Origin of the sequence: Nitrincola tapanii, from assembly GCF_008368715.1 — a bacterium.
GTDB classification, from domain to species: domain Bacteria; phylum Pseudomonadota; class Gammaproteobacteria; order Pseudomonadales; family Balneatricaceae; genus Nitrincola; species Nitrincola tapanii.
In genome coordinates, this window is sequence record NZ_SMRS01000001.1 from 473133 (window position 1) to 488927 (window position 15795).

A 15795-nucleotide genomic window follows, 5' to 3' on the forward strand; every position below is an offset into this window, starting at 1 on the left:
GTAGAGCCATGTCATTTAATACTGCAATCACCGGTCTGAAAGCAGCCTCCACGATGCTGGATGTGACCGGTAACAATATCGCCAACGTGAGTACCACGGGTTTTAAATCCTCACGCACTCAGTTTGCAGACTTATATTCCACCGCAGTGGTCGGTGCCGGTTCCAGTAATACACCGGGTACCGGTGTGACGGTTTCCGGTATTTCTCAGGATTTTAGTGCCGGTACCATTGAATTTACCAACAATAACCTGGATTTGGCGATTAACGGTTCTGGTTTCTTCCAGCTCGATGACGGTCGTGGCAGTGTGACTTACACGCGTGCTGGCGCTTTTGAGCTGAATAAAGATGGTTTTATCGTTTCCCAGAGCGGAAAGTTTTTGCAGGGTTATGGGCTGGATGAGCAGGGCAACCAATTACCGGTTGGGCCTTTAGCGGTGAGTGAAAAAGAGAGTCCACCTAAAGCGACGGATAATATACTCTTGTCTTTTAATATAGATGCGCGGGCTGATGCATCTAAGTTGATTCCAACCTATGATAAAGACGTGCCTGGCTCCTTTACGTACACTACAACTGTGCGCACTTTTGATAGTTTGGGTAATGAGCAAACCATCAAATTTAACTTTGCCGAACAGCGTCCTGTTCGTAATGTTTTTGCATATAACGTTACAGATATTACAGATTTAAATATTTCTACCATACAGGTTACTAAAGCTATCTTAGATGGAACGACACCCTTAAGCACTGATCCAACTGTTGCCTTACCGCAATGGGCGATTGAGCTTCAAGAGATAGATCCAAGAATAGATATCTATTCAGTCCGTGTTGATACCGTGCAGGTTCCGCAGTTGGATGCATCTGGTCAGCCAGTGGTTGATGGAGCAGGAAATCCTGTGCTAATTCCCAATGAATTATTGAGATTTGAATGGGCTTCCGAGTTTACTGATTCAGGTTCTATGCTAGTTAGGACGGGTGCAGGAGTGGATATCCCTCAAACACCGGCAAATGTTAGAAATCCATATCGTGATGCAAATGAGATCCGAACTTATGCGATTGCGCCGGGTGCTGGTGGAAATATAGAAATAGGCGGTGTCACGACTATCATTGAACCGAATTTGACACCACAGCAAGCGGCGCAGGCGATAGCCGCTCGACAGGCGCTTATTCTCGATCGTAATCCAGCTGTTGAATCTGTAACTGCTGAGTCTGGTAATATCATCATTCGCTTTAAAGCGGATGAGGGCAATATACCGGATGATTTTCTGACACCTACAATTATAGCGAATGCTCCTACACCTCCTGCAACAGCCGTGTTGACCTTCGAACTTGATTCAACAATTCAAGGAGATAACTCTTTTCAGGGTGTTTATCGGATGTATGGATACTTGAATAACGAACAAATTTTGGATTTGGGAAAGATTCAAGATCCTGGAGAGTCTGGTTTTGCAAATAATGAAACTGAAACTGGCCCGGTTATTATCAAATTTAATCCATCTAATGGTCTGTTAAAGTCTATTAATGGCCAAGAATTTCCTCCAAGTGGTGTTGTTCCAAGCATTGTCATTAAAAATGCTGATCCTGCGGATGAAACTACGGAGTTGAGTCTGAATTTGGGTAACACAACCCAGTTTGCATCGGCTTCTATCGTAAAAAATCAACAGCAAAATGGTTATACTAAAGGTGATTTGATAGGCGTGACTTTTGCTCCGACAGGAGAGATGATCGCATCTTTTAGTAATGGTACGGATAAACGTTTAGGAGTTGTTGCTTTTGCGACCTTTGAGAACCAAGATGGTTTACAGCCGGTCGGAAGTACTGAATGGATTGCAACTTTGGCATCGGGGAATGCGATCTTGAATCCACCGGGTACAGGTTTGAACGGTACCTTGCGTTCAGCTGCACTGGAGCAATCCAATGTTGATTTGTCGACTGAGTTGGTCAATCTGATACAGGCACAGCGTAACTTCCAGGCGAACTCTAAAACATTAGAGACTGCGAATAACATCACGCAGAATATTCTAAATATTCGGACTTAATCAAAAAGCTTAAGCACCTAAACCGCCCTTTCTGACAATTCGGTCAGAAAGGGCGGTTTTTTTATGTTTTAAATTATGGCACATCTATTGCAGTTACCTATGTAAAGACACCTAAAGCGGCAAATTTCCACCGCAGGTTGTAGGAGTTGTTATGGATAAAGTCTTGTATGTGGCAATGACGGGCGCGCGGGAAAATATGAACGCGCAGCAGATTCGTGCCAATAATTTGGCGAATGTCACCACCACCGGTTTCAAACAGGATTTTGAGCAGGCGCGTGCCATGCGTGTCTTGGGCGAGGGTTATACCTCACGCGTCTACTCCATGGCGGAAACTCCAGGCACCAATCGTGCCACGGGGACCTTGCAAGAAACCGGACGAGACTTAGATGTGTCGGTGGTGGGTAACGGCTGGATTGCAGTGCAGGGGCCGGATGGCAATGAAGCTTATACCCGTGCCGGAGAGCTGCAAATCAATGCCGCGAATCAGTTGGTGACGGGCAGTGGTTTGCCGGTCATGGGTGCCGGAGGTATTCCGATTGTGATTCCACCCGCCCAGAAGATCGAGATTGCTAACGATGGCGCTATTTCTATCCGCCCCATGGGAGATAACGCCGTTGAGCTGGCGCTGGTAGACGTGATCAAAGTGGTGGAGTTAGATCCGGCGACCTCTTTCAAAGGCCCAGATGGTCTGATGCGTACCGATGATCGTGTTCCTTTGCCACCCTTGCTGAATGCCAGCGTTCGCTCCGGTTATTTGGAAACCAGTAATGTGAATGCGGTGGAAGAGTTAACCGCGATCATTGGTCTGTCGCGTCAGTATGAGATACAGGTCAAGATGATGAAAACCGCAGAAGAAAATTCTAGCGCTGCAGCTCGTATTCTGCAGTTGAGCTGATAAGGAGAAATTACCATGCACGGCGCCCTTCATGTCGCAAAAACCGGTTTGAGTGCTCAGGATACAAACCTGCGCGTCATCTCCAACAACCTGGCCAACATTAGTACCGTTGGCTTTAAAAAAGATCGCGCGGTTTTTGAAGATCTGCTCTATCAGATTCGTCGTCAGCCCGGTGCGCAGAACGCGGCTGATGCTCAGCTGCCCTCAGGTTTGCAACTGGGGCATGGTGTCCGTACCGTCAGTACTCAGAAACAGTTTTTCACCGGTGATCTGCAGATCACCGACCAGCCTTTTGATTTGGCGATTAATGGTAAAGGCTTCTTGCAGGTGCTGCAGCCGAACGGTGATATTGCTTATACCCGTAACGGTCAGTTGCATCTGAATGGCGAGAATCAGGTGGTCACAGCGGAAGGTTTTCCAATCGAGCCGGCGATTGTACTGCCCGGGGAGGTGGTGAACTTTAGTGTTGGGCAAGATGGTTTGGTGACGGTGGTGGTCGCGGGCGACCCTAACCCACAGGAGATTGCCCAGATTGAGTTGGCGGATTTTGTGAACCCGCAAGGCTTACAGGCGATAGGTCAGAATCTTTTTATTGAAACCGCGGCCAGTGGCGCACCGATAGTGGTGAATCCTGGGGAAGAAGGAACCGGTATTCTGAAGCAAGGGATGTTAGAAGGCTCGAACGTGAACGCGGTGGAAGAGCTGGTGAATATGATCACCACACAACGGGCCTATGAAATTAACTCGAAAGTGATTTCGACAGCGGATCAGATGCTGTCCTTCGCAACTCAGCAGCTTTAAGGCTGGGCGCTTAGTTTGAGTGGTCAATTAGAGAGGTCAAAAATGTCTCCGCACCTGCCCAAGTTGATGATGTTACTTGTCATGAGTCTACTTCTCAGCGCGTGTGTGAATAAAGCACCTAAGCCTGATAATCCTTATTATGCGCCGGTGCAGATGCCGTCTTTTGATACACCGAGGCCGGTCAATGGTGCCATCTATCATGCCGGTACCAGTGTGAATCTTTATGGCGATGGGCGTGCGCACAGAGTCGGTGATATTTTGACCATTAACTTGACTGAGCGTACCCAGTCCTCGAAAAGCTCCTCTACCAGCATCGATAAAAGCAGTAATGTCAATCTGCCGAATGCCACGGTGATGGGTGAACCGGTCACGGTTTTTGGTCGGCCCTTGAGCGCCTCGGTGGGAGGGAGCAGCAGCTTTGATGGCGATTCTTCATCCGATATGAGCAATCGTTTAAGTGGTAATATTACGGTGACGATTCACGAAATGTATCCGAATGGAGTGATGCTGGTGCGCGGTGAAAAGTGGCTCACGCTCAATCAAGGGGATGAGTATATCCGAGTCAGTGGTTTGGTGCGTCCGCAAGATATCAAACCGGACAATACCATTGACTCAACACGTTTAGCCGATGCCCGGATCACCTATAGCGGTACCGGTGCGACGGCGGATGCGAATGTGATGGGCTGGGTGTCGCGCTTCTTTATCAGCGCCTTGATGCCTTTTTAATTTGTCGCCCCTTTAGAGGATCTTGGCGTAAGCCTAAGATTGGAGAATCTAAGAATGAAACGCCTATTTCTAACCAGTTTGCTGTTGCTCTTAACTCTGAGCGTACAGAGTGCTTTGGCCAATACCTCGCGTTTGAAGGATTTGGTTTCCGTTTCCGGCGTGCGCTCTAACCAGCTGGTGGGCTATGGTTTAGTGGTGGGTTTGGATGGCACCGGGGATAAGACAAATTTTACCTCACAAACCTTTCGGAATATGTTGAACAACTTTGGTGTGGCGATTCCTCCGAACATTAACCCGAATTCAAAAAATATCGCCGCTGTCGCGATTCATGCGGATCTTCCACCTTTTGCCAAGCCTGGACAAACGATCGATATCACCGTTTCCACGATTGGCGATGCCAAAAGTTTGCGTGGCGGTTCACTGCTCATGGCGCCGATGAAGGGGGCCGATGGACAGGTGTATGCGATTGCTCAAGGCAACCTGATCGTTGCGGGTTTTGGTGCAGAAGGGCGTGATGGTTCGCGTTTGTCCGTGAATGTGCCGAGCGTTGGGCGTATTCCGAATGGGGCAACGGTTGAGCGTGAAGTGCCGAGCGGATTTGCACAGGGGGACAGCTTGATGTTGAACCTCAATAATCCTGATTTCACCACGGCACGCACGGTGGCTGACCAGATCAATGGATTGCTCGGCCCAGATGTGGCTTCGGCGTTGGATTCGGCATCCATCCGAGTGCGTGCACCGCGTGATCCGTCACAGCGTGTCAGTTTCCTCTCCGTGTTGGAAAATCTACCGATTGAATCCGCACAGGAAACCGCAAAGGTGATTATCAACTCACGCACGGGCACCATCGTGATCGGACAGAATGTGCGTGTTTCGCCGGTGGCGATTACCCATGGGGGCTTAACCGTCACCATCACGGAAGAGTTGGATGTGAATCAGCCGGATCCGTTAGCGCGTGGGCGGACAGTGGTCACGCCACGGACGGGTATTGAAATCGATGAAGGTTCTGGCCGGATGTTTGAGTTTGCACCGGGTGCTTCGCTGCAAGATATTGTCGAAGCAGTGAATAATGTTGGCGCGGCACCAGGTGATCTGATGGCGATTTTGGAAGCCTTGAAGCAGGCCGGTGCCCTGAGAGCAGAGTTAGTGGTGATTTAAATGGACAGCCGTTTTCCTTCCTCAAGTGCGGGTTTGTATACCGAGCTGAATCAGCTCAACGACCTGCGCCGTAAAGCAACGAGTGATGAGCAGGCCGCACTCAAGGAAGTGGCACAGCAGTTTGAGCAGATTTTTATCAGCATGATGCTGAAAAGTATGCGTGATGCGAATGACGTGTTTGCTCAAGACAATCCGTTTAACAGCCAGAACACCCGTTTTTTCCAGGATATGCACGATCAACAGTTGGGTATGGAACTCTCGCGTACCGGCAGCTTTGGCTTAGCGGAAGTCTTAGTGCGTCAGCTGAGTCAAACCCCCACGGCCGCACTCAAGCCCTTTGGCGATGAAGAGAAAACAGAGAATCTCAGTGATGCGGAAGTGATGCTCAGCCGCATGTTGGATAGCACCGGCTCCTTGGCGGCTTCGGCGGTGTTAGGGCGTGCACATACACTGAACGCTGCCACTTCACCCACGCCGGAAGAGGCACCTGATGAAGTGGTTGAGGCGATCAGCGCCTTGCAAGCAAAAGATGAGGCACCTCTGCCGAGTCGTTTTAACTCACCCGATGAATTTGTCAGCGCTTTACTGCCCTTGGCTGAAGAGGTGGCCGGTGAACTGGGTGTGGATCCCAAAGTGCTGCTGGCACAGGCCGCGCTGGAGACGGGTTGGGGGCGTTTTATTATTGAGGGCAGCCACAACCTGTTTAATATCAAGGCCGATTCACGCTGGGGTGGGGAGCGCGTGAGTGTGTCCACTCTGGAATATCGTAACGGTGTGGCGCAAAGGGAAATGGCTAGTTTTCGTGCCTACAGTGACTATCGTGAGAGCTTCCGTGATTATGTGGAGTTCTTGCGCAACAATCCGCGCTACAGCCAAGCTCTGCAACACACCGGGAATCCAAGTGTTTATCTGCGTGAGCTCCAGGCGGCGGGGTATGCTACAGACCCTGCCTATGCACAGAAGATCGAACGAATTTTTACCGGCACAATTTTAGCGCGTGCCGGTGGCTCTGAGTCTCAAGAAGGTTGAGATTTGGCCGATAAACAGATGAATACAGCCAGTTAGCGTTGAATCACACTGGCGGGAGAGGAAAATGTCTAGTTTTAATCTGTTAAACATTGGCGTGCAAAGCTTAACGGCGAATCAAGCCGCGCTCGGTGTGGTCGGTCAAAATATTGCCAACGTCAATACGCCTGGCTATAGCCGCCAGATTCCGAATTTTATCTCCCGTGATACCCCTTTTGGGGTTGAAGTCACCAATATTCAGCGTATTGCCGATGATTTTCTGACACGTCAATACTGGTCAGACAACTCGACCTTTAACAAAGCTCAGGTCTATACCGAGTTTGCCAACCGCCTCGATGATCTCCTCGCTTCAAACACCACCAGTGTGTCTACAGCAATGGATAACTTTTTCCTGGCCATGCAAAACGCAGTGGATGATCCCACCTCACTTCCTAACCGTGAATTGATGATTGCCGAGGCCAACGCCCTGACACGGCGATTTAATGATTTAGGCTCATCCCTAGCGCGGCAGAATCTAACACTCAACGATCAGCTCAGTATTTTTTCGCAAGAAGTGAGTTCGCTCTCCTCAAATATTGCCGATTTGAATAACAAAATTCGCTTAGCCGTGGCAGCGAACAAGCCTGCGAATGAGCTGCGTGATCAACGTGATCAATTGGTGGATCAGCTTTCAGGTTATTTGGATATCACCGTGGTGGATCAGGGGGCGGGTGAGTACAGCATCTTCGTGGGTAATGGTCAGCCGCTTGTGGTGGGTATGAATGCGAATACCCTGGCAGTAAAAATGGGGGATCCCGACAATACACAGCCCGGCATCGCCGTGGTGATCGCCGGTCGGGTGACCGAAGTGACCAACCAGATCAGTGGCGGAAAAATCGGTGGCCTATTCGAATTTCGGGAAAAGATGTTGAATCCCGCCATTAATGAGTTAGGTCGAATCGCTCTCGCATTTCAGGATTCGATGAACCAAGTGCATCGTGAAGGGATGGATCTGGACGGTCGGCTTGGAGATCGCTTCTTTACTGATATTAACACCAGCACGGCTATGCAGCAGCGAGTCTCGGCGAAAAGCACCAATTCATCCAGCCTGGAAAGTGCCGGTGTGCGTATCACCGATGCCAGCAAACTGCCGGCGTTTGATTTTAATATTGTGTTTTCAAACGCTGAACATTTTACGCTGGTGCGTGATGATGGTCGTAATCTTTCCTCTGCACAGATGCAAACGGTTTCCTCTCCCGATCAGGTCGTCGATGGCTCGGTCTATCGAGATGCCACCAGTGGCAAGGTCATTATCGGATACCAGGGGATGCAGATCACTCTGGATACGCGCTCGGGCTTCTTCCCTAACGATACGTTTCGTATACAACCTAATCGTAATGCGGCGGAAAATATCGGGGTGTCGCTGACCAATGGTCGTCAACTGGCTTTAGCTTCCCCGATACGTATCAGCGGTGCACCGGATAACACCGGCACCGGTGTCGCCAGCGTTGAAATTACCAATATCAGCGCTAAGGCCTTTAGTGATTCGGGCGTCCTGAAACCCCCTGTGCAGATTCTATTTAACAATAGTCAGCAGATGACCTATACGCTCTATGATATCAGCAACCCCAGCCAGCCTAAGGTTTTGGATCTGGGCTTGGGGCCTCTGGAAAATCAGCTATTTAAAGCCGGACAGCCGATACAATTGGACGGTTATTCACTGAAAATAGTGAATCAGCCGGCACCGGGTGACCGATTCTCGCTGTCTTACAATACTGATGGCGTATCCGATAACCGCAATGCCCTGCGTTTAAGTGATCTTCAACAAAAAAAATTGATTGATGGCGGTTCTTACCAAGACGCTTACGGCAGTTTAGTGTCCTCCGTGGGTACACGGACTTCGGTCGCACAGATCAATCTTGAAGCTAACCGTTCCGTGCGTGAAGCGACGGCCAATGCCAAGGCCAGTGTCAGTGGTGTGAATATGGATGAGGAGGCCGCACGTTTAGTGCAGTTCCAACAAGCCTATCAAGCCTCATCTCAATTGATTCGAGCCTCTCAGACTATTTTTGATAGTCTGTTGGCAGCGATATAGGAGGAATGAGTGATGCGCATTTCAACTCAACAACAGTTCCTCAACTCTGTAAATAACATGCAGCGTCAGCAGACGCAGATGGCCAAGCTGCAGGAGCAGATCTCATCAGGCAAGAAAATTCTTAAACCGTCTGATGATCCGGTCGCCTCATCACAAATCGTCAAGCTTGAGCGTGAACTGGCGCAGTTTGAAAAATTTAAGATGAATGTTGATGTGACTCGGCGCCGTCTGGAGTTAGAAGAAACCATCCTGACCGATATTCACAGCGTCATCGATCGCATGCGTGAGCTGACCATTCAGGCCGGTAATGGGGCCTTATCGGATGCGGATCGTAAATCCATCGCCACCGAACTCAGGCAGATGGCCGATTTTGCCGCCGGTTTAATGAATACCAAGGATTCACAGGGGGAATACCTGTTTTCAGGCAGTAAAGGCCTGACCCTGCCCTATGAAAAACTCGCGAATGGGCGTTATGTGTATCAGGGGGATGATGGTCAACGTAATATACAGGTGGCACCTGTTTTATACGTCCCCTCCAACGACTCGGGCCAATATCTGTTTGAAGCGGTGAGTCAAGCCACTCGTGTTACACAGCTCGAACCCGAGCGAGGCCTAGAGCCACTTAATCTGGAGGTCAGCTTTCCGGATCGTGAGGCGGAAAAACGTTTTGCGGATTTTACGCGTAATCTAGGTGTGTTGAGTGCTGAGGTCTTTCTAGAAGAGGCGGGGCGTTACGCTTTTCGCTTGCTCGACTCGAGCGGTCAAAATGTCTTACCTGCAAATATTCCTTTGGGCGAGGCAGCGGATTTCCCGCAAACTCTCAATATCGAGGGCGCACAGTTTCTGTTGGCCTCAGCGCCGGCCCCAGCTCAATTGGGTTTTAACACTCAACCGGAAGTGGCGGGTATTCGTGCGATTCACCTTGAAGATGCGGAAGTTGCTCAGCGTTTTGATCAGTTGTACGACGCGATTACGCTGACTTTTGATGCCGTAAACCTCACCTATAGTTTGCAGGATGCGAATAATCAGCCGATCTTACTCAATGGACTCACGGACTTCCCCTATGCGCCCGGTCAGTCTATTCAGGTGGCGGGTTATCGTTTTGATCTCGGCACCCCACAAATGGGGGATCGCTATACACTGGATCCTCAAAACAGTGGTGCGCCTCTTCAACCCCTGTCAGCTGTGCGTTCGACTCAGGTGGGGGATGCGCTGGAATTAAGTGACTTCTTGGCAGAAGCGGCGTTACAGGGCGTGAGTGAGTTGGAGTTGGTGTTCGATACCACAGAGCTTGAAAGTCTTCCAGCTTATTTCGATGTCATCGTGAACTTTGGCAGTGAAACCTTTACGCAAACGGTCTCACTTCCTTTTAGCTCACCTTTAGCGCTGAATTATAGTAATGATGGCACCAATACCCTCTCAACGGGTATCACGCTGGATCTGAATCTCAATCAGCTCAAAAATGGTGAAAAACTCACCATTCAATTGGGTAATGAGCCGCACGCTTCAACGCTCCTCCAGGTGGAAGATGTTAAGCAGAACATGCTGGATATCGCTTTGGATTTAGCGGAGTTGTTGGAAAAGCCGTTAACGGCGGCAACAAAAACGGAATTCAATCAGTTTACGGCACGTGCTTTGGACGATTTTATCCGTGCGGCGGAGCGCAACCTGGAGGCACGGACAACGATAGGTTCACGGATTAATGCGCTCGACAGTGTAGATGCATCGAACCAGGACTTTAAACTTTTTACCGAAAGAGCCCTGTCATCGATTCAAGATCTGGATTACGCCGAGGCCATCAGTCAGTTCAAATTAACGGAACTGGCCTTGCAGGCGGCGCAGGCCACCTTTGCACGCGTACAGAATTTGAGTTTATTTGATTACTTGCGCTAACAGCCACGGGTAAGCACTAATCGAAACGGGTATAGGCGCGCCGTGCCTTATCCGTTTTTTGTAATTCGGAGTGCTCTTCCATCAATTGCTGGCGCTTGGCACGCACCTCCGCTTCGATACGTTGATCGGCCAAGCGCGTCGCTTCAATGACTTCACGAAACGCCTCTGCAGTATCACGCTCCACCAAGGGCGCTTGCTCTAACTGTTCTTTCAAGGCTTGTAACACCACGGCCCGTTGCTCCTGGTAAAGCTCCAGGCTTTGCCAATCTTCATCTTCGCAGCATTTAACTGCTGCGGAAGTGAGTTGGCCAAGTTCATGGGTTAATTGCATTAAGTTTTTCATCGGCAAGCTCTCATCTGCAACGCGCTTATGGGTACTGTTTAGTGACCCTCTTTATCGCCAGTGTTTATCGCCACTCTTTATAAACATGCTGCGCAAAAATAGAAAAAAGTATAAAAAACTACTCAAGCTCTGGTCGAAGTGGACGATAACCTAATCAAACCAAACAACTGCATCTAAGCCGTTGTTTCAGTTTCCAGGGTCAGTGGCATGTTACCACTGCTCTTAACTCAGGAGATACAGTCATGGCTATGGTAATCAATTCAAACATTATGTCGCTGAATGCGCAGAATCAGCTGTCCAAGTCACAGTCGTCTATGCAATCTGCGATGGAGCGCTTGACCAGTGGTAAACGCATCAACGGTGCCAAAGACGATGCCGCAGGTCTTGCTATTTCTAACCGCATGAGCTCACAGATTCGGGGTCTGAACCAGGCTGTTCGTAACGCCAACGACGGTATCTCCATGATCCAGACCGCGGAAGGTGCACTGGAAGAGTCTACCAACATCCTGCAGCGTATGCGTGAACTGTCCATCCAGTCTGCCAACGGAACCTACTCACAGGGTAACCGTCAGACCTTAAATGCGGAAGTTAAGCAGCTGGTGGCTGAGTTAGATCGTATTGCTCAGACTACTTCTTTTAACGGCCAGAATATTCTTGATGGTTCCTTGGGTAAAACCTCATTGCAGGTTGGCTCTGAATCGAATCAGACTATTGAATTTAGTATTGGTAAAATGGATGCCAAGTCCTTGGGTATGGGATCGACTAGTGCAGACGTAATGGGCGCAGAAGTTGATTGGACTGCTAGCTTTGGTCACAACCAGGTGCTGATTAATGGTCAATCCATCATGGCTATTGGAGAAACTTGGGATGGTAGTGCAGCGCCTCCTGATACAGCTGCGGAACTGATTGAGAAAATCAATACCAACGTGAAGGGTGTAACAGCTTCTACTTATGTAGGCGTGACCGCAGACAGTATTGGTGATGGTGTATTGGACGGTACCAATTTAACAGTTACTGTTAATAAGTTGGATGGAACTACAACAGCTATAACTGTAACAGATACACAGAATTTGAATCAGTTGGTAGATAAATTAAATGCTGAGGGTGGTGGCTTAATTTCAGCTGCACTTAATCAAGATGGTAAGTTGACAATCAGTGCTGAGAATGTACAAGGTCTTACATTTACTGACAGTGCTAATGCAACAGGTACCTTAAGTGCTAAAGATGCTTCCCTGATGTTGAACTCTAATTCTGGTGATGGAATTGTCATTGAGCGTGGTTCAAGTGGTACGCTTAGCGATCTGGAAAACTTGGGTTTCCGTGAAAGTAATAAACCTGGCGTCATCGAGGGTGAAGCAGTTAATGGGGATGCTTTTGTTGCCGGTGATGTAAAAATCAACGGGGTTGATGTAGGCAAGAGTGACAGCGGTGGTCTACAAGATAAAATTAATGCGATCAACTCCGTATCAGCTGACACAGGCGTAAGAGCGGTTGCTTTTAGTGGCACCGAGTTGGATTTCGGAAGTGTTGATGTGACCGCCTTAACCGGTGGTACATTCTCACTGAATGGGGTTGATGTGGCGATTACAGCGTCTCCGGCTAATCTCCAGGCTGTTGCTGATGAGATTAATGCTGAGAAAGATGCTACTGGAGTGACAGCCTTTGTATTGGGTACTCGTTTAATATTTGAAGGGGACGTATCATCGATCACCTTTGGAGATGAAACAGGTGGTGGAGATGCAGTAGGAGATGTTTTCGGAGATGGTACTAATGTTGCCCAGTTTGCAGGTAATGATGTGGCAGATGGCGACTCCGTTGCTGGCGGTATAAAACTTATCTCGGACAATGGATCTCCGATTAGTGTTCAGCTTTCTTCTGCTGGGGCCGCACGCTCTGGCTTGTTGGAGAGTAATGCCTCTGCTGATGGCAAATTTGGTGCCGCAGTCAACAGCATCGATATCTCCACAGCTGCAGGTGCGCAGAAGGCGATTGGTATCATCGACAACGCGCTGGATACCATCAACAACCTGCGTGGTGACTTGGGTGCGGTGAATAACCGTCTGGAATTCACCATCAACAACCTGTCCAGTATCTCTCAGAACGTGTCGGCTGCCCGCTCACGTATCGAAGATGCCGACTTTGCTCAAGAATCGGCTAACCTGTCCCGTTCACAGGTACTGCAGCAGGCCGGTACCGCGATGTTGGCTCAGGCCAATGCGCAGCCACAGCAGGTGCTGTCACTGCTTCAGTAAGCTAAACTGAGGTGATGAACCCGGAAATGCCGCCCGCTCCCCCGGGCGGCATTTTTTATGTAAAGGCGATGAATGATCGTGTGTTTTATGCATCACTAGGAGGTGTCAAATGTCAGTTGAAAGCCTTGGAATGGCGCTATCGGTTTCACCCGAAGCCGCTAAACTACCTGAAGTGCAAACACCCCCGGCTTCAGCTTCATCAACCGGCGTACCGGTGACGAGCCGCTCTGCTGAAGAATCCGTTCAGCTTTCACCCGAGCAGATTGATGAAACTGTCGAGAAGCTTGAGGAAGCGATCGATCAGCTCAATAGCTTGATGCGGGATGGTCAACGCGCTTTGAACTTCAGTGTGGAAAGAGATATCAATAAGGTTGTTGTGAAAGTCATGGATGTTGAGACGGAAGAGGTGATTCGCCAGTTTCCAGATGAACAAGCGTTAAAGTTTGCCAAGCACTTGGAAGGGATGATGGGGCTGCTGTTTAACGAAAAAGCCTAGATCCTGTGAGGCGTGTTTTTTATGAGGTGCTGTTATGACTAATATAATCTCTTCACTCGGGGGCGGTTCGGGTATTGATACTGTCAAGCTGGTCAAAGACCTGGTTGAGATAGAGCGTCAACCCGTTGAGCAGCGTCTCGATAAAAAACAGGCAACTCTTCAAGCTCAGATTTCCGGCTACGGGGCTTTAAAAGGCGGTTTGAGTGATTTTCAAGCCTTGCTTAAACCCCTGAACAATCCTGAAACCTTTGCTGCGCGTAATGTTTCCTTTACCGAAAGTAATACGGTCACCCCGACCAAAATCGATGCCAATGCCGTCACCGGTAATTATCAAGTTGAGGTGATGCAGTTAGCGCGGGTGCAGTCGTTATCGACCGCGGTTGTTTCGGATACCAAAGCGGAGATGGCCACCGGAACCTTAAATATTCGTTTTGGTACTTGGAACGGTGATCTCACCAGTTTTAACCCCAATGCGCAGAAAGAAGGGGTGCAGATTAAAATTGATAGCACTAACAATACCTTAGAAGGCATTCGAGATGCCATTAATGGCGCGAAGGTGGGGGTTCAGGCGTCCATCATTGCCGATGGGGGACAGTTTCGTTTATTGATTGCCTCTCCGACAGGTGAAACCCAGGCTTTAGAAATTTCGGTCGATGAGGATGCGGGTGCGACTGGCTTGAGCCTATCGATGTTTGAGTTTAATCAAGGCGCTCAGGCGTTAACGCAAAATCAAGCGGCGCAGGATGCACGTGTTAGAATCAATGGTCTAGAGGTCAGCCGTGCTTCCAATGATGTCAAGGATGTGATTCCAGGTTTGGAGTTTACGCTGAATCGTGCCAGCCCGAATGAGATTATTAACTTTTCCATCAGTGAAGATAAGGCTACCGGCGAGCAGGCCGTGCGCGATTTTGTCGAGGGGTTTAACGACTTCTTTAAGTTTGCCTCGACGCTAACCGGCTACTCCCGTGATGAGGATAATCAGCTGGTACGGGGTGATTTAGCCACCGACTCGATTGCCAAAACCATGGTCAGCCGGATGCGTGAAATTTTGGTGGCGGCTGTGCCGGGCCTGCAGAATAACCAGGCATCGCTTGCCATGATCGGCATTCGGACGGAGTTGGATGGCACTTTGTCGATCAATGAGACCGAATTTAGCCGGGCAATGAATGATAACTTTGCGATGTTTGGCAACATTTTCTCACCGCAGGTGAACTCATCATCCCCCCTGCTGGAGGCCAAGTTAGGCACATCGGGTGCATCCGCGCAGCCAGGCCAGTACGATATTCGAATAACCACACAGCCCGCCAAGGGCAGTTTAATGGCAGGTGTGTTTGATCCCATCGATACCTTTCCACTCAATACCGGTACGGATGAGTACAGTTTCAAGGTGCGTATTAATGGTGTGGTGTCAGGTTTAATCACTTTGCCCGAGAATCAGGAATACAGCTCTGCAGAGGCGTTGGCGACCGAGTTACAAACCTTGATCAATAGTGATGCCAAGATACAGCAAGGCCGTGCTCAGGTGGATGTCAGTTTTAATGCTGCAGAAAATCGATTTGAGTTTGTGTCGCGTGAATTTGGCGCGATTTCAAACGTCGGGATTACCGAGGCTAGTACGGCGATGGAGGCTTTGGGGTTAGGTCAGCGCAATGGTGTCGCGGGTCGAGATGTTGCGGGTACCATTAATGGTGTTGCCGGTTTTGGTGCCGGTAATGTGCTGCTGCCGGCCTTAGGTACGCCGGCTTTCGGTTTGAACTTTACGGTTGCGCCGGGTGTGAGTGAAGCGAGAGTGGATTATTCACGTGGGTTGTCGGGCGAGCTGGATAGATTGATCCTCGATTTCTTATCCAAAGATGGCGCGGTGAGTACCCGTGAAGCGAGTATTAATAATCAGCTAGAAGCGATTTCAACGGATCGAGAGCGTTTGGATGCCCGCATGGATAAACGTCTGTTGCAATTACAAGCACAGTTCCAGGCGATGGAGCGTATAATCTCCAGCTTTCAGGCAACGGGTGATCAGTTAGATGGTATTTTAGATCGCCTTCCATTTACGGCGAGTAAGCGATAACGCAGTCGGGTCAATGCCCAGAGGTTTGTA

Annotated in this window: 12 protein-coding genes; 11 read left to right on the top strand and 1 reads right to left on the bottom strand. The window is 49.4% G+C overall.

Going from position 1 to position 15795, the window contains the following annotated elements; all coding sequences use genetic code 11:
* Positions 1–8 precede the first annotated feature (8 nt).
* The 8 genes from E1H14_RS02365 (at position 9) to flgL (ending at position 10606) form a co-directional block, all read left to right on the top strand.
* Complete coding sequence (locus E1H14_RS02365) at positions 9–2033, top strand: flagellar hook-basal body complex protein (protein ID WP_149389833.1); 2025 nt, start codon at positions 9–11, stop codon at positions 2031–2033.
* A gap of 151 nt (positions 2034–2184) precedes the next feature.
* Positions 2185–2928, top strand: coding sequence for a flagellar basal body rod protein FlgF (locus tag E1H14_RS02370; RefSeq protein WP_149389834.1), 744 nt, complete (start codon positions 2185–2187; stop codon positions 2926–2928).
* Between the two features lie 15 nt (positions 2929–2943).
* Positions 2944–3729: a flagellar basal-body rod protein FlgG gene (gene flgG / locus E1H14_RS02375; protein WP_149389835.1), complete on the top strand. Its 786-nt coding sequence runs from the start codon at positions 2944–2946 to the stop codon at positions 3727–3729.
* Positions 3730–3771: 42 nt separating this feature from the next.
* The gene (flgH, locus tag E1H14_RS02380) at positions 3772–4455 is read left to right on the top strand and encodes a flagellar basal body L-ring protein FlgH (RefSeq protein WP_235017360.1); all 684 of its coding nucleotides are present in this window, start codon (positions 3772–3774) and stop codon (positions 4453–4455) included.
* Positions 4456–4509: 54 nt separating this feature from the next.
* The gene (locus tag E1H14_RS02385) at positions 4510–5613 is read left to right on the top strand and encodes a flagellar basal body P-ring protein FlgI (protein ID WP_149389836.1); all 1104 of its coding nucleotides are present in this window, start codon (positions 4510–4512) and stop codon (positions 5611–5613) included.
* On the top strand, positions 5614–6642 hold the full coding sequence (flgJ, locus tag E1H14_RS02390; RefSeq protein ID WP_149389837.1) for a flagellar assembly peptidoglycan hydrolase FlgJ: 1029 nt from the start codon (positions 5614–5616) through the stop codon (positions 6640–6642).
* Positions 6643–6706: 64 nt separating this feature from the next.
* Positions 6707–8713: a flagellar hook-associated protein FlgK gene (gene flgK / locus E1H14_RS02395; protein ID WP_149389838.1), complete on the top strand. Its 2007-nt coding sequence runs from the start codon at positions 6707–6709 to the stop codon at positions 8711–8713.
* A gap of 12 nt (positions 8714–8725) precedes the next feature.
* Entirely contained in the window at positions 8726–10606 is a 1881-nt protein-coding gene (flgL, locus tag E1H14_RS02400; protein WP_149389839.1) for a flagellar hook-associated protein FlgL, read from the top strand.
* A gap of 16 nt (positions 10607–10622) precedes the next feature.
* Here the strand turns inward: flgL and E1H14_RS02405 are convergent, their stop codons facing one another.
* Complete coding sequence (locus E1H14_RS02405; protein ID WP_149389840.1) at positions 10623–10949, bottom strand: hypothetical protein; 327 nt, start codon at positions 10947–10949, stop codon at positions 10623–10625.
* 242 nt (positions 10950–11191) lie between these two features.
* On the opposite strand from E1H14_RS02405, the gene E1H14_RS02410 reads away from it, so the two are divergent.
* The 3 genes from E1H14_RS02410 (at position 11192) to fliD (ending at position 15765) form a co-directional block, all read left to right on the top strand.
* Positions 11192–13201: a flagellin N-terminal helical domain-containing protein gene (locus tag E1H14_RS02410; protein WP_149389841.1), complete on the top strand. Its 2010-nt coding sequence runs from the start codon at positions 11192–11194 to the stop codon at positions 13199–13201.
* 109 nt (positions 13202–13310) lie between these two features.
* On the top strand, positions 13311–13697 hold the full coding sequence (locus E1H14_RS02415) for a flagellar protein FlaG (protein WP_149389842.1): 387 nt from the start codon (positions 13311–13313) through the stop codon (positions 13695–13697).
* 34 nt (positions 13698–13731) lie between these two features.
* A complete protein-coding gene (gene fliD, locus E1H14_RS02420) occupies positions 13732–15765 on the top strand; it encodes a flagellar filament capping protein FliD (RefSeq protein WP_149389843.1) in 2034 nt (677 codons plus the stop codon).
* The last annotated feature ends 30 nt before the right edge of the window (positions 15766–15795 follow it).